Origin of the sequence: Nocardia sp. NPDC050408, from assembly GCF_044458905.1 — a bacterium.
GTDB lineage: Bacteria > Actinomycetota > Actinomycetes > Mycobacteriales > Mycobacteriaceae > Nocardia.
The window spans coordinates 393435-412588 of sequence record NZ_JBITIL010000006.1; the positions used below are offsets into that span (position 1 = coordinate 393435).

The following is a 19154-nucleotide window of genomic DNA, read 5'->3' on the forward strand; positions in this document are numbered from 1 at the left end:
GCGATCAGGTGGCGACCGGAGACCGCCCGGCCCGTTCGATGAGGTGTTGTACCAGGTTGAGTAGTACTTCTTTGCTGGAGGTGCGGTCGCGGGCGTCGCACAGCATGACCGGGATGTGGTCATCGAGGTCGAGTGCGTCGCGTACCTCATCGATGGTGTAGACGGGTGCGCCCTGGAAGCAGTTGACCGCGACCAGGAATGCCAGTCCGCGGCGTTCGAAGTAGTCCACGGCGGCAAAGGAATTGCCGAGCCGACGGGTGTCGGCGATGACGATTGCGCCGAGTGCGCCGCGGGAGAGTTCGTCCCAGAGGAACCAGAATCGGTCTTGGCCGGGGGTGCCGAATAGGTAGAGGACGAGGTCGCGGTCGATGGTGATGCGTCCGAAGTCCAGAGCCACGGTTGTGGTGGTTTTGTGTTCGACGCCGGATAGGTCGTCGACCCCGGTGGAGACTTCGGTGATCAACTCCTCGGTGCGCAGTGGCGCGACCTCGCTGATGGAGGACACCATGGTTGTTTTGCCGACGCCGAATCCGCCGGCGATGAGGATTTTGACCGAGGCCGCCAGTTGTGGTGTCGCACTGGGGTGGGTGGGGTCAAAGTTTTCGGATGCCATCCAGTACCGCTCGCAATATGTTGAGATCGCCGGGGCCTGCTTCCGGCTGGACCGGTGCCCGGAAGATCAGGTGGCCCTCGCCGATCAGGTCGCCGACGAGGATCTTGGTGACCGCTAGGGGGAGTTTCAGGTGGGCCGCGACCTCGGCGACGGATTGTGGTGCGCGGCAGAGTCGCACGATATCCGCGTATTCCGGTTCGGCTCGCCGCAGGGTGGGTGGTGGGTCGGTGGTGACGACCACGGTGAGCATGTCCAGGTCGTGGCCTGCTCCCATCACCCGCCCGCGGGTGAGTGCGTAGGGCCGGACCAGTGGGCCGGCTTGTTCGTCGTACCATTGCCCGCCGTGGTGTGTCATGGCAGTCGTGCTGGGGTGGATAGGTAGGTGCCGACGCGTTGGACGGTGACGTTCATTTCGTAGGCGACCATGCCGAGGTTGGCTGTTTCGGCGGCTTGTAGTGCTAGGCAGGCGTTGTCGCCGGCGGAGGTGACGAACAGTATCGCGCGGTCGAGTTCGATGACGGCTTGGCGGACGCTGCCGCCGTCGAAGCGGGCTCCGGCGCTGCGGGCGAGGCCGTAGAGGGTGGAGGACATGGCGGCGAAGTGTTCGGCGTCTTCGCGGGTCATGGTGGTGGAGCGGCCGAGGAGTAGGCCGTCGGTGGATAGTACTACTGCGTAGCGTACGCCGGCGAGGCGGTCGACGAGGTCGTCGAGTAACCAGTTGAGGTCACCGGGGCTGGAAGAAGTCACCGTTACCTTCCTGTTCATCCGAGTGTTTACCGCTCGGTCCCTGATAGGTGCCGAATTGCTCGGCGGCCGCCACCTCTGGCAGCACGGCATCGGGGACGGCACGGCGGCCCTGCCTGGTCCCGTTTTCGATGGCGGACATCAGATCTCGCGCCTGCTCCGCCGAACGTTCCCGCTCCGGTGGCTGCTCGGCTTCGGGTTCGGCCGGAGTCGATTGCGCCAGTTGCGGTGCGATGCTGGCTTGCCGGTTGCGGCGCGGCAGCGCTGGCCTGGTGTCGGGCGCGGTGGGCTGCGGCGCCTCGAACGTGGGCGGCGCTTCGACGGCGGGCGGCGCCAGCGGCGGCGCGGTGAGCACCGCGGACTCGGTTTCAGCGCCACCATAGGGGGAGGAGTCGACGAACGGGACCGGATGCCGTCGCCTGCGCGCTGATTCCAGCGGCTCGGAATCCGTTGTCAGAGCGGCTTGTTCATTGGCGAGCAGGGCCGAGGGGATGAGCACGATGGCACGGATGCCGCCGTAGTCGGACTCCGACAACCGGACCGATACCCCGTGCCTGGCGGCCAGCTGGGCGACCACGAACAATCCGAGCCGGGAGTCCGAAGACAACGCCGCGACACCGAAATCCGGTGGCTTGCGCAACATCTCGTTGACCCGGGCGATCTCGGCCTCGGTCATGCCCATGCCCTGATCGCTGATCTCGGCGACCACGCCTTTGCCGACCACATTGCCGCTCACCTCGACCCGCGACTGTGGTGGCGAGAACGAGGTCGCATTGTCCACCAGTTCGGCGAGCAGATGGATGAGGTCGGCCACGACCGAGCCGAGCACATGCGTCTCGGGTAGCCGGGCCACGCGAACCCTTGCGTAGTCGAGGGTTTCGCCGACCGCGCTGCGCACCAGATCGATCAGCGGCACCGGATTGCGCCACTGCCGCCCTGGCTGGCCGCCACCGAGAATGATCAGGTTCTCGGCATTGCGACGCTCGCGGGTGGCGAGGTGATCGAGCCGGAACAGGGTGTCCAGCAGGGCCGGATCCTCCTGGCGCTCTTCGGCCTTGTCAAGAATCTCCAGCTGCCGGTGCACCACGATCTGGCTGCGGTGGGCGATATTCAGGAAGACCGCCTTCACACCCTCACGGGTGCGGGCCTCGTTCACCGCACCCGCGACGGCCGCGGCATGCGCGTGCTGGAAGGCCTTGGCCACCTGACCGATTTCGTCGTGACCGTAATCCAGTTCCGCGGATTCGACCTCCGGATCGATGAGCTCACCCTCGCCGAGCCGGCGCATCAGCTCGGGCAGCCGCTCATCGGCCAGCGCCAGGGTTTCACCGCGAAGCCGCTTGAGCCGGTTGATGACTCGGTTGGCCAGCACGATCGCGATCACGAACGCCAGCAGGCTGACCACAATGACACCGCCACCGGCCCACGCCGATCGCGCGGTGGCATCGGCGGCCTCGTCTTCGGCCAACTTCTGCGAGTACTTGTTCTGGGCGATCCACACATCGATCAGCCCGCGGTTCACCTCGCCGGCCGCGCTGTGCCACTCCTGGGGGCTCAGCGGCAGGGCGGGTGGCGTCGCCTGTTTGGTGGAGCTGCTCGACGAACTGGATGAACTCGACGAGTTGGAGGTGGTGCTCGTTGCCGTGGTGTTGCGTTGGGCCAGCGCGTTTTCCATGGCTATCAGCTGCTGCCAAGCCTGGCTCGCCATCAGCGTGTGCAGGCTCTCCTGCTGCTTCGGGTCCAGTTCGCCCGCGAGATTGGCGGCCTCGGCGTGATAGAAGCCGATCTGGCGCAGGTACTCGTCCATCGGAATGGGGGTCGGCCCATTGGAATTGACGATCATGCCCGCGAGCGCGGTGCTGCGCGACATCGCTTCGGCCACCAGGAAGATTCGCATACCGTCGGCGATGTGCACGCCGATCGTGGCGTCCGGTGCGGACTGCTCGGCGATCTCGGTGCCGAAGGAGATGATGTCGAGCAGTCGGTTGTAGAAGTTGTATGCGTCCGGGACGGGCAAGGTGCCGGCATCGGTGAGCGTTCGGACCTGGTTCATCGACGTCGACAGCGTCATAAAGTTCGCGGCGTTATCGCCGATCTTCGAATCGTCCACCGCCCGGAGTCCGGCGGAGGCATCGATCAGGCCCTTCAGCGCGCCATCGAGGCGCATCCTGGCCACACCTAGTGCGGGGGTTGCGGTCTCGTCGCCGGTCAGCGCGGCCAACGTAAGCTGGCGTTCGCTCTGGACCGCCTCCAGCAATTCGCGGGTGGAGGGTATGGCCTGCTGATTCTGGGCCGCCCAGTCCTTGGCCTTATTTCCCTCGGCAACCAGATATCCCGCCGCACCCACGCCGACCACGAGCAGAGTCAGGCTCGGCACGAGCGCGATCGCCAGAATCCGTGTTCGGACCCCGAGCCTCGCTCTGAACATCGCCATAATCTAAACCAGTTGTGACCATTTCGTTGCGCATGTCCTGCTGAGCGGGACTCGAGTTGACATTTCCGTAGTACTTGCGCCGGCCCGTTCGATGAGATGCTGGACCAGCATCAGCAGGGTGTTCTTGCAGTACTTCCGGTGACGAATACGCGTCGTCATCCGCCAACCCCGAGGAGAGGCTCCTACTGAGAACGGACGCGGCGTATGTTGTGTGTATCTGGGGGTTACTCACAAGTAGGAGGCACCGATGCCCGCGCCGAAAGCCGAAGTGTTCGACCGCCTGAGCGCGATCGCCGCGATCGCTGATCCGGATGGCCGTGCGCGCAAAACGATCGCCGAAACCTTCACCGGCAACCCACTCGGCAGCGTGCCGGTCGGCACCGCCGATGACGTGGTGGCCGCATTCGACAAGGCCGAGACCGCGCAGGCCCGATGGGCCGCGCGTCCGGCCAAGGATCGTGCCGCGGTACTCGAGCGATACCGCGAATTGGTCGTCGAACAGCGCGAATTCCTGATGGACGTGATCCAGGCCGAAACCGGTAAGGCGCGCTGGGCCGCCCAGGAAGAGATCATGGGCCTGATGTTCGCGGCCCGCTATTTCGCCGGGGTCGCACCAGATCTGCTCGACGCACACCGCGTGCCCGGCGCCTTCCCGGTGCTCAACCGAGCGACGGTGCGCCACCAGCCCAAGGGCGTCGTCGGTGTGGTCGCGCCGTGGAACTATCCGATGCTGCTGTCCATCGGCGATTCGATCCCGGCGCTACTCGCGGGCAATGCGGTGATCGTCAAACCGGATAGTCAGACCCCGTTTTCCGCGCTGGCCAGCGCCGAACTGCTGTACCAGGCCGGACTGCCCCGTGACCTGCTCGCCGTCGTCCCCGGACCGGGCACCGTCGTCGGCACCGCCATCGTGGACAATTGCGACTACCTGATGTTCACCGGCTCCTCCGCCACCGGTCGCACCCTGGCCGAACAGTGCGGGCGCAGGCTCATAGGATTCTCCGCGGAACTCGGCGGCAAGAACCCGATGATCGTCACCCGCGGCGCGAAACTGGACAAGGCCGCCAAGGCCGCGGTGCGCGCCTGTTTCTCCAATGCGGGTCAACTGTGTATTTCGATCGAACGGCTGTATGTGGAGAAGGCGGTCGCCGCGGAGTTCACCGAGAAGTTCGTTGCCGCCGTACAGGCCGCGAAACTCGGTGCGGACTACGATTATTCGGCCGATATCGGCAGCCTGATCTCCGAAGCGCAATTGGAGACCGTGTCCAAACATGTCGCCGACGCGACCTCCAAGGGCGCTCAGGTGCTCGCGGGCGGCAAAGCGCGTCCGGATCTGGGACCGCTGTTTTTCGAACCCACCGTGCTCGCCGATGTCACCGACGAGATGGAATGCGGCCGCAACGAAACCTTCGGTCCGCTGGTCTCGATCTACCCGGTCGAGAGCGTGGAGGAGGCGATCGGGCTGGCCAATGACACCGAATACGGTCTGAACGCGAGCGTCTGGGCGCAGAGCAAGGCCGCGGGGGAGCGGATCGCCGAGCGGTTGCATGCGGGCACCGTCTGCGTCGACGAGGGGTATGCCCCGGCTTGGGGCACCACCGCCGCGCCGATGGGCGGTATGGGCATCTCCGGTGTCGGGCGCAGGCACGGCCCGGACGGTCTGTTGAAGTTCACCGAACCTCAGACCGTTGTAGTCACGCGATTCATGAATCTCGATGCGCCGCCGGTGATTTCGCGGGACAAATGGCAGCGGCTGCTGATGACGCTGGTCCGTGGTTTCCGTTTCCTGCCCGGCAGGTAGACACCGCACCCCGCCGTCCCGGTCTGCAGCGGGACGGCGGGGCTTAGCGGTGTCGGCCCAGGGCTGCGGACCCCCTGGCCGATCACCGGTTGGCCGCCCGCGGACGCACCCGCGGGCGTGAATCAGGTATCGACGACTGCGTTTTCGGTAGTCAACTCATCCGATCGGCTCCCGTCCGCGGTGGCGGTCCCGCCGCCAACGCCGCCGTCTCCTCATCGGACAGCAGGCGCGATCTGATGATGAACCGCACGCCCTCTGGCGCCTCCAGCGAGAATCCGCCGCCGCGCCCGGTCACCACGTCCACGGTGAGATGGGTGTGTTTCCACAGTTCGAATTGATCACCGCTGATCCAGAATTCGGTATGCCACGGCAACCGACCCAGCAGCACATCCGCGCCGCCTACCCGGAATTCGCGCACTCCGAAGCACATCGGTGAACTCCCGTCGCAGCAGCCGCCGGATTGGTGGAACAGCACCGGTCCGTGCTGTTCTATCAACCGGCGCAACACTTCTCGTGCCCGTTCGGTGATCGCGACGCGGGCTACTCTGCCGTGCATCAGTAGAACCCGAGTTTTGTCGGTGAATAACTGACCAGCAGATTCTTGGTCTGCTGGTAGTGCTCGAGCATCATTTTGTGGTTTTCCCGGCCGATGCCGGACTTCTTGTACCCGCCGAAGGCGGCGTGCGCAGGGTACGCGTGGAAACAATTGGTCCATACTCGCCCTGCCTTGATTGCCCGACCCATCCGGTAAGCCGTGGTGATATCCCTGGTCCACACCCCGGCGCCGAGGCCGTAGAGGGTGTCGTTGGCGATCATGGTCGCCTCTTCGACGGTGTCGAACCTGGTCACCGCCACCACTGGGCCGAAGATCTCCTCCTGGAAGATCCGCATCGTATTGGTGCCCTCGAAAATCGTCGGCTGGATGTAGTAGCCACCCGGCAGTCCGTCTACCTTGCGTGCTTCCCCACCGGTGAGCACACGGGCGCCTTCCCGCCTGCCGATATCGATATAGGACAGGATCTTTTCGAATTGGTCGTTACTGGCCTGGGCACCGATCATGGTGGTGTCGTCGAGCGGATTACCGCCCCTGATGGCTCGGGTCCGTTCGATGCAGCGGGCCAGGAATTCGTCGTAGATCGACGAATGGATCAGCGCGCGCGAGGGACAGGTGCACACCTCGCCCTGGTTGAGCGCGAACATGACAAAGCCCTCGACGGCCTTGTCCAGGAATTCGTCATCGGCGGCCATGACATCGGGCAGGAAGATATTGGGGCTCTTACCACCCAACTCCAGGCTGACCGGGATGATGTTCTCGCTCGCGTACTGCATGATGAGCCGTCCGGTGGTGGTCTCGCCGGTGAAGGCGACCTTGGCCACGCGCGGACTCGCCGCCAGCGGCTTACCCGCCTCGACACCGAAACCGTTGACCACGTTGAGAACTCCGGGCGGCAGCAGATCCGCGATGAGCTCGATCACCAGCAGAATCGATGCCGGGGTCTGCTCGGCGGGTTTGAGCACCACACAGTTGCCCGCCGCCAAGGCCGGAGCCAGCTTCCACGCGGCCATCAGGATCGGGAAGTTCCACGGGATGATCTGACCGACCACGCCGAGCGGTTCACGGAAGTGGTAGGCGATGGTGTCGACATCGATTTCGGCGATGCTGCCCTCCTGGGCGCGAATGGCGCCGGCGAAGTAGCGGAAGTGGTCCACCGCTAAAGGCAGGTCGGCGGCGAGGGTTTCGCGCACGGGTTTGCCGTTATCCCAGGTTTCGGCGATGGCGAGGGGTTCGAGGCTGTGCTCGATCCGGTCGGCGATCTTGTTGAGGATATTCGCGCGCTCGGCGGGGGAGGTGGCGGCCCATTTGGCGGCGGCGCTGTGCGCGGCTTCGAGAGCCATATCGATATCGGCGGCACAGGAGCGCGCCACCGAGCAGAAGGTCTCGCCATCGACGGGGGAGGGGTTCTCGAAGTACCTGCCCTCGATCGGGGCCGCCCAGTCACCACCGATGAAGTTGTCGTAGCGACTGGCGTAGGTGACGATGCCGGTGGCAGACCCCGGTTTGGCGTAGATCATGTGTAGGCGCTCCCTCGCGAATCTTGCCTGCCGGGCCACTATGTCCCGAGAAGGTTGGTGCGAGGTTGGTGCCGCTATCGCGGCGGGCCGTCAGCAGCGCAGTGCGGTATACAACCGGGCGACGACCACGGCGCGGCGCACATCGTCGGCGGGCAGCAATCGCAGCGCGTGCTCGTGCACTTCGATATCGCCGGGGGAGCGCTCGCCGAAGGCAACGGCGTGATCCGCCCGGTCGCTGGCCAGTACGGCGGTGCGCACCCCGACATCGAGATGGTTGCGCCACTGCAGCACACGTGGGCTGTCCGAACCGGGCAGCAGCGGTCCACGGTAGAGCCAAACCGCAGAGGTCGTGTCGCCAGCCTGGATGGCGGCGAGCAGGTCGACCGCATCGCAGGAGACCGGACCGGTGAGCATGTACCGGCGGTTGCTGATCTCGCCGCCGGTGGTGCGGCGCAGATGTGAGACATCAGCCTTGAGCGTGCTGGAGGAGACCGGGCGGTCGCCGTAGACCGCGGCCTGCAGTTGTTCGGGGGTGAACCCGTCGGGCTCCAGGGCGAGCAACGCCAGGATTTCCAGGTGGCGCGGCGGCAAGGGCACCGGCCTGCCATCGCGGACCAGCCGTGCGCCGTCGAGACATTCGAGCCGCACGCCGCGTGCGGGTGTCGGAGCGGCCGCACGCAATATCGTCTCGACCGCGGTGACCAGCGCCCGGACCGAGGTCATCACCATCGGATGCGAACGCTCCCAGGAACTGGACAGATCGAGCACACCCAACTGGTGGCCGTCGGGTGCGTGGATCGGTGCGGAATAGCAGACCCAGCCGTGTAGCGCGGCGACCAGGTGTTCGGCGGAGAAGACGGTGGTCGGGCGGTCGCTGTGCAGCGCGAGCGATAATCCGTTGGTGCCCATATGGCTTTCGTCCCAGCAGCCGCCTGGTGCGAAATTCACCGCCTCGGCTTGACGACGCAGCGCACGATCGCCGCAGGACCAGAGAATGGTGCCCGCGGCGTCGGTGACGACCGCGAGATAGCCGGAGTCTTCGGAGATGCCGCGCAGATCACCGGCGAGTTCGGTAATGGGTTGGCGCAGTGGGGATTCGGTCCAGCGCTCGCGGACATCATCTAGCCCGGGGGCCGCGGTGCAACTCGGATCGACGGTCGTGAGCGAGCGCCGCCAGGATTGGATGACCTCATTGCGTAGCGAGGTCGAGTCCGCGGATATGCCGAAAGCGCTATTCGGAGCGGACGTCCAACGTGCCCATTCTTTTTCCAGTGCGGCCCGTTGTCGGGTGAGGGTGCGGAATTGTGCCACCTCGTTGACCCCATCGTTAGTGTGAGCTCACATTCGCTATCTCATGATGGCGTACGCATCTAGGTTGAGTCGAGAGTTCGATGGCAAACCGACCGTTCCCCATTGAAGATTCAACTCTGCTGTGCGATCACGGTCTACGCTGCTGGATATGGCAAGGGTTTCGCGACGAGCCAAGGTGGCCGACGTGCACGAACTGGCCACCGGCATGCCGTTCGTCAACCGCGTGGACGGTCCGCACGGCAATGCGGTGTACCAGGTCGGCGGCAAATCCTTTGTCTTCTTCCGCAACCCGCGCCCCGACGCATTCGATCCGGACACCGGTGAACGATATACCGATGTGATCGTGATCTGGGTGCCCTCGGAATCGGACAAACTCGCGCTGGTGCAGGATCCGGATTCACCGTTCTTCACCACTCCGCATTTCGACGGGCATCTGTCTGTCCTGGTGCGCGGCAGTCGCATAGGTGAACTCAGCAAGCAGGAGTTGGCCGAGGTCATCCAGGACGCCTGGCTCAGCCGGGCCTCCCGCAAGCGGGCGGCCGACTGGCTGGCCGCGCACAATGTCGCGGACTGACCTGCCGTGGCCTGTCCTGCGTTCAGCGCAGCAACTCGATTACCGCGCCCATCGGCTCCATACTGCTCTCGAGTACCGAGACGTAGCTGAATCCGAACCGTTCCCGGCGCTGTTCCAGCTGCCGCGCCATTTCCTTCGGCGTCCCGATCAGCAATGCGGGCAACTCCTCCGGCTGGTCGGCGGCATCGGCGGGCAGATGCGGCCCATACAGTTCCAGTGCGGCCGACCGTTCATCCGGCGGAACCACCCGCTGCAGCAGGATATTCAGCTCGACATCCTCGGCCCGTGACCCGAGCAACTCGCGTAGATACGTCATTCGCGCATCGGTGGCGTCGAGTCCGACGAACTGCAGCGGACCGCCGTTGTATGCCGGTGCGGCACCGGGCAGCGCGACGATATCGGCATATTCGGCCGCGACCCGCAGCAGCCGATCACCCCAACCGGCGATGACCAGCGGCGGGCCCGAAGGCTGCACGGGCCGCGGCTGATACTCCGGATCGGCGAACAACCGCCGCAGTGTCGCGACGGTCGTCGCCAACTGCTCGACCCGCTTGCCCGCGGTCTCGAAAGTGATTCCGGCCGTTTCGAATTCCTCCCGGACATATCCGGCTCCGAGCCCCAACTCGACGCGTCCATCGGTGAGTTGATCGGCCGTGGCGGCATCGCGTGCCAAGAGCGTCGCGTTATAGAAGGGTGTGTTCAAGACGAGGGTGGTCAGCCGAACCCGCTCGGTGGCCTCGGCCGCGAGAATCATTGCCGGAAACGGCGCGGGCAACCCCAGGTGATCGGCCACACCGATCACGTCGTACCCGAGTTCCTCGGCCCTGCGACACTTTCGTATCCACTCCGCTCGCGAAGCGGGAGCGAGCAGATTGACACCGAACCGGAACTTGCGTCGCGCAGCCGTCACCGTTCCTGTCTACCAGGCCCGATCAGCAGGGTGCGAGCACCAGTCCCACCCAAACCATCCCGGCCGATGTCACGACCGCCGCCAATGCCGGACCTGGCCGCTTGAACGACTTGACGGTCCGCCGCAACGCATTTCGCCATTGCGGCACATCGGGTTTCGTCTCCGATGTCCGCCTGCCCAACCAGCGTCGCACCAATCCGATGGTGCCGATGACGAGTGTCGCGATCAGCACGGTCCACCCCTACGCATTCACGGCTGTCCGCCGCGACGAAGCCTCCGCCGCCCGTGGCACGACGCCGAACTCGATCAGACTCTCCGCAGTGTCCAGGACGGTCTCCCGCACCGGTCGCATCGACCATCCGAGTTCCCGCCGCGCCTTCTCGTAGCTGAGCTGTTCGGTGCGGCCCAACATCGGCACCGTCAATCGAATCCCCTTGTCGAACAGGGCGATCGCCCGCACGAGAACATCCGGGATCACCCGAGTCGGTACCCGGTATCCACGCGGCCCGAATTCCTCGGCAAGCATTCGCCCCATATCCGCCATCCAGACATGTTCGCCCGCACAGATATACCGATTCCCGACCGCTGCGGCAGACTCCAGTGCAAGCCGATGCGCCACCGCCAGATCCCGCACATCCACCACTGCCCACCCCACCCGAGGTGAACCCGGCGCGTCGTGGGCGAGCAGTCGGCGCACCGGTTCGTGTGAGGTGCTCGTCGCCGCGGATTGCAATGGGCCCAATATCATTCCGGGATTCACCACCACCAGCTCCAGACCCGAATCCACCGCGAAATCCCATGCCGCCCGCTCGGCCAGTGTCTTGCTCTTCTGATAGGCGGCACTGCGTTCGACCACCGACCAATCGGCTTCGGTGCGCACCGCATCCGTCTCATGGCCGTAGGTCACCGCGGCGATCGAAGAGGTGAGCACCACCCGCTGAACGCCGCCATCGGCACACGCCCGCAATACCCGCAATGTCCCGTCGACCGCGGTACCGATCAGTTCCCGTTCATCGTCTGGCGGCGTTGCGGGAAACGGTGACGCCACGTGCAGTACGTACGCACAGCCGGAAACTGCCGCCGCCCACCCCGCATTGTCGTTCAGATCCGCCGCGACGAACTCCAACTCGCCGCCGAGCCGATCCGCAAGCGCCACCAGATGTGCGCGCTTATCCGCATTTCCGAGATCGCGAACCGTGCCACGCACGGCATATCCGTGCTCGAGCAGTTCCGCGATGACGTGTCCAGCGACGAATCCTGTTGCGCCGGTGACGAGTACCCGTGAACTCATATGCTTACCCGCTTCGAAGGAGGAGATGCGAACAGCTCATCTGAGCGCCGCTCAGATCATCTAAGCACTGCATAGTTAGGCTGTCCAGCAGGTGTCGAATACGCTCGATTGGTGACGCGGACCAGTTACCACCACGGCGCGCTGCGCGACACGCTCCTCGCCGCCTGCCTGCGGCTGATCGAAACCGAAGGCCTCGGTGCGGTAAGCCTGCGGCGGGTGGCCCGCGAGGCGGGCGTGAGCACCGGCGCGCCGTACCACCATTTCGCTGATCGCTCGGCATTGCTCGCCGCCCTGTCGACCGAGGGTTTCCGACAGCTCGGCAGCGATTTGGCCGACGCACGCGCCGCCGCCGTCAGCCCGTTACAAGCACTGACCGCGCTGGCCGAAACCTATGTGCGGTTCTCCCAGGAAAATCCCGGCTACTTCCGTCTGATGTTCCGTCCGGAACTCTCGCAACCCGATAAGCATCCGGACGCGGCGGCCGCGGGCGATGCGGCCTTCGATGTCCTTGCCGACAGCATCGCCGACGCCGTCGCCGCCGGGTTGCTGCCCGCCGATAAGGCCGACACGCTGGCCGTCATGTGGTGGAGTCTGGCGCACGGCATGGCCTCGCTGTGGCTGGACGGTCAGCTCGAAAAACGCAGCATCCAGCTCGGGACCACCGCGCCCACACTGGTCGAGGACATCATGCGCACCTTCACTGCATTGCTCGGTCCCGGCGCGTGACGCCCGCGCGGGCACACCCGACACTAGAGTGAAGCCGAACATTTGCTGTCCGATGCACCCGCACTCTTCGAGAGGGATGTTCCGATGACACAGCAGCTCGATCCCACGGTCCAGGAATTCGTCGCCGCGCTCAACGACAGCGACCAGGACCGCTTCTACGCCATCCTCACCGACGATGCGACCATGTCCGATGACGGTGTGGAGCGCAATCTGGTCCAGTGGACCGATTCCGAGATCTTCGGCAGCAATGGGCGCATGAATGTCGAATCGGTCGGTGACAACGGCACCGAATTGGTTGCCGACTACACGAACTCCCGCTGGGGTTCGATGCGCACCGCCTGGCGCTTTATCGTGCACGACGGCAAAATCAGTCGATTCGAGACCGGCCAGGCCTGAGTACCCTGAGTTCGTGTTCAGTCCGCCCGCCGCCCGACCACCACCACCCACGGAGTCGCTGCGCGACGCTGTGTTGCCTGATTACGGCACGGGCTCCCTGGCTGATCTTTTCCCCTCACTCCTCGCCGGGCTCGGCGTACCCGGCGAGGTCGACCGGCTCGGCCTCGAACTCGCCGCCGATCGGATCTGTGTACTGCTGATCGACGGTCTCGGCGCGGATGCGCTCGCCGCGAATTCCGATGCGGCGCCGTTCCTGTCGGCGCTGGCGCGACGCACGCTGACGGCCGGCTTCCCGAGCACGACGACGGTCAGTCTGAGTTCACTCGGGGTCGGTGTGCCCCCCGGTGAACACGGGTTCACCGGATACCTGATACACGTGCCCGGCTACGACCGGCTGGTGAATGCGCTGACCTGGCGGCTACACGGCGCGGGACCGAAGATCGACCTGCTGCACGATCTGGTGCCGGAGCAATTCCAGCCCACCGCCACGGTTTTCGAGCGCGCCGCCGCCGACGGTATCGCGGTGGCCCAGGTCGCGCCGCGCCTACAGGCGGGTTCCGGGCTGACCAGGGCCGTGCTGCGCGGCTGCGAATTCCGCCCCTACGTATCCGTCGGTGATTTCGTCGACGGCGTCGCGATCGCATTGCGGGCGGGCTCGCGGTCGTTGGTCTACGCCTACCACGGCAACCTCGACACGACCGGTCATGTGCGCGGACCATCCTCCGACGCTTGGCTTTTGGAGCTCGCGCATGTCGACCGGCTGGCCGCGACCATCGCCGAACATCTGCCGCCCGATGCCGCGCTCATCGTCACCGCCGATCACGGCATGGTGGAACTTGTCGACCGTATCGATTACGACAAGACCGAGGTACTGCGCGACGGCGTACGCCTACTCGGTGGCGAACCGCGCGCCCGTCACGTCTTCACCGTGGATGGCGCCACCGCCGATGTGGCAGCGACATGGCAGGAATTCCTGGGCGTCGACTTCGATGTCATCCCCCGCGCCGAGGCGATCGACCGCGGCTGGTTCGGCCCCACCGTGGCACCGCATATCGCCGAGCGCATCGGCGATCTCGTGGTCGCGGCCCGTGGTCTGCGCGGTGTCGTGCGCACCGGCGCCGAACCGCTGGAATCCAGGCTGATCGGACATCATGGTTCGCTCACATCGGCGGAGATGAATGTGCCGCTGCGCACGTTCCGACCGTAACCGGCCATTGCCCTAGGCTGTACGCGTCGTCGCGGGCATGGTCGCCCGCCGAAGCGCCAGGAGGATCTCTATGAACGCCACGCTCTTACGGACCGGACTCGGCGTCGCGGCCGTCGCGGCACTGCTGGCCGGTTGCACCGAAATCGAGCGGGCGCTCAACCAGGGTGGGGACACCACCTGCCGCGATTACGTCAAACAGGATCAGGACACCAAGCGCACGACGATCACCAAATTCATCAAGCAGCAGACCAACGATGATCACGAGCCCGCGGGCACGGCGGTCGATGCGACGATGATCCAGGTGGATCTGCTCTGCGGTGCGCAGGTCAATCAGGACACCCCGATCAAAAAAGCCGATATCGCAGGCATTTTCCTCAACAAGTAGTCCGAATACGTGGCAGGCGGACACGCAAAAGCGGCCCCAGTCGATCGAAAACTGAGGGCCGCTTTGCTGTTTCGGGACTACGCGCGATCGAACTCGCCGTCGTTCACGCTAGCGGTGAAGGCGTCCCACTCGGACGGAGTGAACACCAACGCGGGACGGGTCGGGTTCTTCGAGTCCCGCATTCCGACGTGGTCACCGTCGAGGAAGGCCACCTCAACGCACTCTTTTCCGGCTTCGCTACGTCGGGACTTGAACCACTGCGCGGCGGTTAGGTCGACCTCGACGTTCACTGTCACAACTCCTTACGGCACGGACACTCCGGGCATGCAGACGGCCTCTGAGAAAGCTGGGGCCGATTTGCTACCTCGACCTACGTCCGGTCGAACTCGCCGTCGTTCACGCCAGCCGTGAAGGCGTCCCATTCGCTGGGCTTGAAGACCAGCGCGGGGCCGGTCGGGTTCTTGGAGTCCCGCACGCCGACCATGCCTCCGTCAAGGTGTGCGACCTCCACGCATTCGCCGCTGCCCCCCGAACTGTGGCGTGATTTGAACCACTTCGCCCCCGTCAGGTCGACTTCAGCGTTCACCGTTATAACTCCTTGCTATTTCTCTCAATAGGACGCGACTCGACCGAGCATCCATCGTCGCCCCAACCAGCGTACGGAACGTGTGCCGACAACGTTGCACGTCGTCGCGCTTCTCGAGGTACGCATCCCCTGTGTAGCTCTCCGCATAGATGACAGACGGTTCCACCGGTTTGCCTTGTACGTCCTTCGGAAAGGTCATCACAATGAACGGGGTGACGAGTCTGCCGGTTGGCAAGCCAGCTTCTTGCCTGAGTATGCGTAACTCGATGTTCTCGAGCGTGCTCATGTCCGCCGCATGTCGACACTGATCAGCCATCACCTGCGGGTTACCGATGGTGGTCCGCAGCGCATTCTCATGTATCACGGCCGTAAGTTTGCACGGATTCCGGGGCCGCGTGAGCAGGTGCTGACGTCGAGCCCGAACGGCTGCCAACCGTTCCAAATCCGCGTCGGGGACTCGCGGCTGCCTTGCTCGGTTCATGGCCTGCGCGTAGTCGTGAGTTTGGAGCAGACCGGGGATGATGAGCGGCTGAAATATAGCCAATTCACTTGCGGCGGATTCAAGTTCGACGTACGTGTTGAACTTCGGCTCGAGTACATCACTGTAGGTTCGTAGCCACGACCGGACAGGCGCCTGTCCTGCAAGCTCCTTCCATGCCACAAGGTCTTCCGCCTCGACCCCGTATAGCCCGCCCAGGGCGTCAAGATCTGTCGCCCTGACGGTTTTGTTGCGGCCGTTCTCCAGTCTGCTAATCGTTGCGTTACCCCAGCCGAGTGTTCGCGCGGCCACCTCCAAGCTCAGGCCCGCCCGCGTCCGTGCTTCTCGCAGTAAACGGCCGAGTTGCCTACGCGGCAGAGTGGTTCCGTTGTCCTCTGGCCCATCATCGTCTTCGGTTGTCACCCCTTGCGATCCCCTTCCGGCTTGCGATGCAGCTTCCTTCCGTCGCGGAAGGAGCGTAACTGTGTCAGCGGAAGGATTACTGCGCTTTCAGTTGAGTTTCGCCAGTTCGCAATTGCGCCTGTCCGAACGTTGGCGCTTGACACACCCTTTGCGTCATGTCCACGCCGAAACGAGAGCTTCCACAACGAGATCCGTTCACCGGGCCGCCAGTCGCGTACACGGGCGCACCGCCCGAACTGGTCGAGCAGGTCGCGGCCGCGGTCCGCGAGTGGGCAGGCCCGCCGATAGCTCCATCCGTGCGCCGTCTGCTCGACGACTTCCATAAGGACACCCAGCAGAAACTCGACCTCGCTCCCATCGACAGCCGTCCGATATTTCAGGGTGCGGACGGCTCGTTGGTTCCGGTCGACGAGGACGGATGGATTTGCGACTCGGACGCCGATCCGGACAAAGCCGACGCAAACACCATCCAGCCCACCGATGTTCGCGACCTCGAGGAATCGTGAGCACGAAACCCCGAGACCTCGAGAACGTTTCGCCTCGTCCCAACGAACCGGATGTACACCTCAGCGTGTTCCTGCACGGCGTGCGCCTCGACTACGCCGCGTGCCTTACCGCCGCGCTGATATTCACGCGCGAACACCAGCGGCGGCATTACGCCGACGCGGTCACCATCGACCTCGGCGACACCAGCCGCTATCCGCGTCTTCCGTGCGAACGCCTGTTCCTCGGACGATGAGATGGGCGAAATTCGAGAGCGTCAACGGAATCCGTCGGGCCATTCGACTTTCCCAGCGGCAGCCGACGATTGTGCTGGTCAAGGCCGAATTGACGGTTCATGCGCATTCTGCATTACTGTGATCTACATCACGTTCCGTCGGGCATTTTGTCGGTGGGGCCTGGCATGGTGGGCGACATGCCTTTCGCCGATTCCGTCGTCGCCACGGATGTCATCCGCGTGCTCGGTGCCCGTGAGCACAACCTGCGCAATGTCTCGTTGGAAATCCCCAAGAACAAGATCACCGTCTTTACCGGCGTCTCCGGGTCGGGCAAATCGTCGATCGTTTTCGACACGATTGCCGTGGAGTCCCAGCGTCAGCTGTATGCGACATTCCCGGCATTCATTCTCAACTTCCTACCGCGCTATGAGCGGCCGCACGCCGAGGCGATCGAGAACTTGACGGCTCCGGTCATCATCGACCAGCAGCCCGTGGGCGGTGGGCCGCGCTCGACCGTCGGGACGATGACCGATATCTACTCGATGGTGCGGGCGATGTTCGCCCGATTCGGTTCGCCCTCAGCCGGATTCGTATACAACTACTCGTTCAATGTGCCGCAGGGCATGTGCCCGGACTGCGATGGACTCGGGGTCACGGTGCGGGCCGATCCGGATCGGTTGGTGGACCGGAGCAAATCGCTGAGCGAGGGTGCGATTCTGCTGCCCGGTTATGCGGTGGACAGCGGCGAGTGGCAGATGTACGGCAAATCCGGGCGCTTCGATCCGGATAAGAAACTGGCCGATTACGACGAGGACGAGTTCACCGACCTGCTCTACGGCACCGGCGGCAAGGTGGAGCTGACCTTCGCCAAGGGCACCTGGAAGGCGAATTACGAAGGGCTGGCGGCCAAATTCACCCGCACCCGATTGCAGCGCGACACCACAACGCTCAGCGAGAAGACGCGCGAACAGATGCAGAAATTCCTCACCGAGGGTGTCTGCGCGACCTGCCGTGGTGCTCGGCTCAACGAAGCGGCATTGGCCACGAAGATCGATGGCCGCAATATTGCCGACTGGTCCGGACTGCAGATCACCGATCTGATGACGGTACTCGATGCGATCAGCGATCCGGCCGCGCTCGGACTGGCCGCCGCGATCCGGACCGCGCTGCAGCGGGTGAGCGATATCGGACTCGGTTATCTGAGTCTGGATCGGCCGACCTCCACCCTGTCCGGCGGTGAGGGGCAGCGGCTCAAGATGATCAAACACCTGTCGAGCACGCTGATCGGGATGACCTATGTATTCGACGAACCGAGCGTCGGATTGCATCCGCGTGACGTAGGCCGGTTGAACAACCTACTGAAGGCACTGCGGGACAAGGGCAATACGGTGCTGGTGGTCGAGCACGATCCGGATGTCATCCAGATCGCCGACCACATCGTCGATGTCGGGCCGCGCGCCGGTCTGCACGGTGGGCAGGTGGTATTCGAGGGCACCTTCGCCGAGCTGCGGGCCGCGGATACGCCGACGGGTGCGGGATTGCGCAGGCCGTTCACGGTCAAGGACACCTTTCGTAAGTCGAACGGCGCGTTGCTCATCGAGCATGCGAATGTGCACAACCTGAAAGATGTGACCGTCGCGGTGCCGACAGGCATTCTCACCTCGATCACCGGTGTGGCCGGTTCCGGCAAGAGCAGCCTCATTCGCGATGTGTTCGTCCGGGAGCATGCGGATGCGATCTTCGTCGACCAGTCGGCGATCGGGGCATCGTCGCGGTCCACGCCCGCAACGTATCTGGGCCTGATGGATCCGATCAGGAAGCTGTTCGCCAAGGCGACGGGGGAGTCGCCGGGCCTGTTCAGTTTCAACTCGACCGGAGCATGTAAGCAGTGCGAGGGGCGCGGTGTGATCATTACCGAGGTCGCCTACATGGACCCGGTCACCACCCACTGCGATGCCTGTGACGGACGCCGGTTCTCCGACGAGGTGCTGGCATTGACCTTGCGCGGCAAGTCGATTGCCGATGTGCTGGCAATGTCGGCCGAAGAAGCCCTCGGATTCTTCACCGAAAAGGCACTGTCGGCAAAGCTGCGGACGATGAACGAAGTGGGTCTGGACTATCTCAGCCTCGGTCAGGCCATGAGCACCCTCTCCGGCGGCGAACGCCAACGCATCAAACTGGCAACCCAACTCCAGAACACCGGCACCGTCTACGTTCTCGACGAACCGACCACCGGCCTGCACATGTCGGATGTGGACACCTTGCTGGCTCTGATGGACGGCTTGGTCGACCGCGGCAACACCGTAGTGGTAATCGAACACAACCTCGATGTGGTCGCCCATTCCGACTGGGTGATCGATCTGGGCCCCGACGGCGGCAAGGACGGCGGCGAAATCGTCTTCACCGGAACTCCCGCCGAATTGCTGACCCACCCGACCTCTCTCACCGGGGAGTACCTGCGAAAGTACAAGGCCGCCGGGTAG

At 64.3% G+C, this 19154-nt stretch carries 22 protein-coding genes; 9 read left to right on the forward strand and 13 right to left on the reverse strand.

The features are described 5' to 3' along the window. Positions 1 to 4 precede the first annotated feature (4 nt). From ACIBJI_RS21180 to ACIBJI_RS21195, 4 genes are read right to left on the reverse strand one after another with little or no spacing between them, the layout of a single operon-like run. Positions 5 to 613: an ATP/GTP-binding protein gene (locus ACIBJI_RS21180; protein WP_364351193.1), complete on the reverse strand. Its 609-nt coding sequence runs from the start codon at positions 611 to 613 to the stop codon at positions 5 to 7. Continuing rightward, entirely contained in the window at positions 594 to 968 is a 375-nt protein-coding gene (locus tag ACIBJI_RS21185; RefSeq protein WP_364351196.1) for a DUF742 domain-containing protein, read from the reverse strand. Before ACIBJI_RS21185 ends, ACIBJI_RS21180 begins: the two co-directional genes overlap by 20 nt. Continuing rightward, positions 965 to 1360: a roadblock/LC7 domain-containing protein gene (locus ACIBJI_RS21190; protein WP_364351199.1), complete on the reverse strand. Its 396-nt coding sequence runs from the start codon at positions 1358 to 1360 to the stop codon at positions 965 to 967. Before ACIBJI_RS21190 ends, ACIBJI_RS21185 begins: the two co-directional genes overlap by 4 nt. Further along, entirely contained in the window at positions 1338 to 3785 is a 2448-nt protein-coding gene (locus tag ACIBJI_RS21195) for a nitrate- and nitrite sensing domain-containing protein (RefSeq protein WP_364351202.1), read from the reverse strand. Before ACIBJI_RS21195 ends, ACIBJI_RS21190 begins: the two co-directional genes overlap by 23 nt. 253 nt (positions 3786 to 4038) lie before the next feature. On the opposite strand from ACIBJI_RS21195, the gene ACIBJI_RS21200 reads away from it, so the two are divergent. Beyond that, positions 4039 to 5592: a succinic semialdehyde dehydrogenase gene (locus tag ACIBJI_RS21200; protein ID WP_364351205.1), complete on the forward strand. Its 1554-nt coding sequence runs from the start codon at positions 4039 to 4041 to the stop codon at positions 5590 to 5592. Positions 5593 to 5743: 151 nt separating this feature from the next. Here the strand turns inward: ACIBJI_RS21200 and ACIBJI_RS21205 are convergent, their stop codons facing one another. The 3 genes from ACIBJI_RS21205 to ACIBJI_RS21215 all read right to left on the reverse strand — a co-directional run bounded on the left by ACIBJI_RS21205 (position 5744) and on the right by ACIBJI_RS21215 (position 8976). Further along, positions 5744 to 6148, reverse strand: coding sequence for a DUF779 domain-containing protein (locus ACIBJI_RS21205; RefSeq protein ID WP_364351208.1), 405 nt, complete (start codon positions 6146 to 6148; stop codon positions 5744 to 5746). Beyond that, entirely contained in the window at positions 6148 to 7665 is a 1518-nt protein-coding gene (locus ACIBJI_RS21210) for an aldehyde dehydrogenase family protein (protein ID WP_364351211.1), read from the reverse strand. The genes ACIBJI_RS21205 and ACIBJI_RS21210 overlap by 1 nt, the downstream gene beginning before the upstream one ends. Before the next feature lie 90 nt (positions 7666 to 7755). Then, on the reverse strand, positions 7756 to 8976 hold the full coding sequence (locus tag ACIBJI_RS21215) for a transcriptional regulator (protein WP_364351214.1): 1221 nt from the start codon (positions 8974 to 8976) through the stop codon (positions 7756 to 7758). 148 nt (positions 8977 to 9124) lie between these two features. Between ACIBJI_RS21215 and ACIBJI_RS21220 the strand changes: the two genes are divergently transcribed. Then, a complete protein-coding gene (locus ACIBJI_RS21220) occupies positions 9125 to 9550 on the forward strand; it encodes an MmcQ/YjbR family DNA-binding protein (protein ID WP_329409618.1) in 426 nt (141 codons plus the stop codon). Positions 9551 to 9572: 22 nt separating this feature from the next. On the opposite strand, the gene ACIBJI_RS21225 is transcribed toward ACIBJI_RS21220, so the two are convergent. The 3 genes from ACIBJI_RS21225 to ACIBJI_RS21235 are packed head-to-tail and all read right to left on the reverse strand — an operon-like array spanning position 9573 to position 11751. Beyond that, positions 9573 to 10460, reverse strand: a complete 888-nt coding sequence (locus tag ACIBJI_RS21225) for a TIGR03621 family F420-dependent LLM class oxidoreductase (protein WP_397085384.1) — start codon at positions 10458 to 10460, stop codon at positions 9573 to 9575. Positions 10461 to 10482: 22 nt separating this feature from the next. Further along, on the reverse strand, positions 10483 to 10692 hold the full coding sequence (locus ACIBJI_RS21230) for a hypothetical protein (protein ID WP_364351222.1): 210 nt from the start codon (positions 10690 to 10692) through the stop codon (positions 10483 to 10485). 9 nt (positions 10693 to 10701) lie between these two features. Continuing rightward, entirely contained in the window at positions 10702 to 11751 is a 1050-nt protein-coding gene (locus tag ACIBJI_RS21235; protein ID WP_364351225.1) for an NAD-dependent epimerase/dehydratase family protein, read from the reverse strand. A gap of 111 nt (positions 11752 to 11862) precedes the next feature. Here ACIBJI_RS21235 and ACIBJI_RS21240 point away from each other — a divergent pair, with 111 nt between their 5' ends. From ACIBJI_RS21240 to ACIBJI_RS21255, 4 genes are all read left to right on the forward strand, one after another. Beyond that, positions 11863 to 12477 (forward strand): TetR/AcrR family transcriptional regulator, encoded by a 615-nt coding sequence (locus ACIBJI_RS21240; RefSeq protein ID WP_364351228.1) that lies wholly within the window; start codon positions 11863 to 11865, stop codon positions 12475 to 12477. Between the two features lie 84 nt (positions 12478 to 12561). Then, positions 12562 to 12873: a nuclear transport factor 2 family protein gene (locus ACIBJI_RS21245; RefSeq protein WP_364351231.1), complete on the forward strand. Its 312-nt coding sequence runs from the start codon at positions 12562 to 12564 to the stop codon at positions 12871 to 12873. Between the two features lie 13 nt (positions 12874 to 12886). Continuing rightward, positions 12887 to 14080: an alkaline phosphatase family protein gene (locus tag ACIBJI_RS21250; RefSeq protein WP_364351234.1), complete on the forward strand. Its 1194-nt coding sequence runs from the start codon at positions 12887 to 12889 to the stop codon at positions 14078 to 14080. A gap of 70 nt (positions 14081 to 14150) precedes the next feature. Continuing rightward, positions 14151 to 14465, forward strand: a complete 315-nt coding sequence (locus ACIBJI_RS21255) for a hypothetical protein (RefSeq protein ID WP_364351237.1) — start codon at positions 14151 to 14153, stop codon at positions 14463 to 14465. A gap of 77 nt (positions 14466 to 14542) precedes the next feature. Here ACIBJI_RS21255 and ACIBJI_RS21260 read toward each other — a convergent pair whose 3' ends face one another. The 3 genes from ACIBJI_RS21260 to ACIBJI_RS21270 form a co-directional block, all read right to left on the reverse strand. Then, positions 14543 to 14755: a DUF397 domain-containing protein gene (locus ACIBJI_RS21260; protein ID WP_396956782.1), complete on the reverse strand. Its 213-nt coding sequence runs from the start codon at positions 14753 to 14755 to the stop codon at positions 14543 to 14545. Between the two features lie 80 nt (positions 14756 to 14835). Further along, positions 14836 to 15051 carry a DUF397 domain-containing protein gene (locus tag ACIBJI_RS21265; RefSeq protein ID WP_396956784.1) on the reverse strand — a complete coding sequence of 72 codons (216 nt, stop codon included), beginning with the start codon at positions 15049 to 15051 and terminating at the stop codon, positions 14836 to 14838. Continuing rightward, positions 15041 to 15952, reverse strand: coding sequence for a helix-turn-helix domain-containing protein (locus ACIBJI_RS21270; RefSeq protein ID WP_396956785.1), 912 nt, complete (start codon positions 15950 to 15952; stop codon positions 15041 to 15043). The genes ACIBJI_RS21265 and ACIBJI_RS21270 overlap by 11 nt, the downstream gene beginning before the upstream one ends. A gap of 155 nt (positions 15953 to 16107) precedes the next feature. Between ACIBJI_RS21270 and ACIBJI_RS21275 the strand changes: the two genes are divergently transcribed. From ACIBJI_RS21275 to ACIBJI_RS21285, 3 genes are all read left to right on the forward strand, one after another. Then, positions 16108 to 16458: a hypothetical protein gene (locus ACIBJI_RS21275; RefSeq protein ID WP_396956786.1), complete on the forward strand. Its 351-nt coding sequence runs from the start codon at positions 16108 to 16110 to the stop codon at positions 16456 to 16458. Next, positions 16455 to 16691 carry a hypothetical protein gene (locus ACIBJI_RS21280; protein ID WP_364351252.1) on the forward strand — a complete coding sequence of 79 codons (237 nt, stop codon included), beginning with the start codon at positions 16455 to 16457 and terminating at the stop codon, positions 16689 to 16691. The genes ACIBJI_RS21275 and ACIBJI_RS21280 overlap by 4 nt, the downstream gene beginning before the upstream one ends. A 177-nt stretch (positions 16692 to 16868) precedes the next feature. After that, the gene (locus ACIBJI_RS21285; protein WP_397085387.1) at positions 16869 to 19154 is read left to right on the forward strand and encodes an ATP-binding cassette domain-containing protein; all 2286 of its coding nucleotides are present in this window, start codon (positions 16869 to 16871) and stop codon (positions 19152 to 19154) included.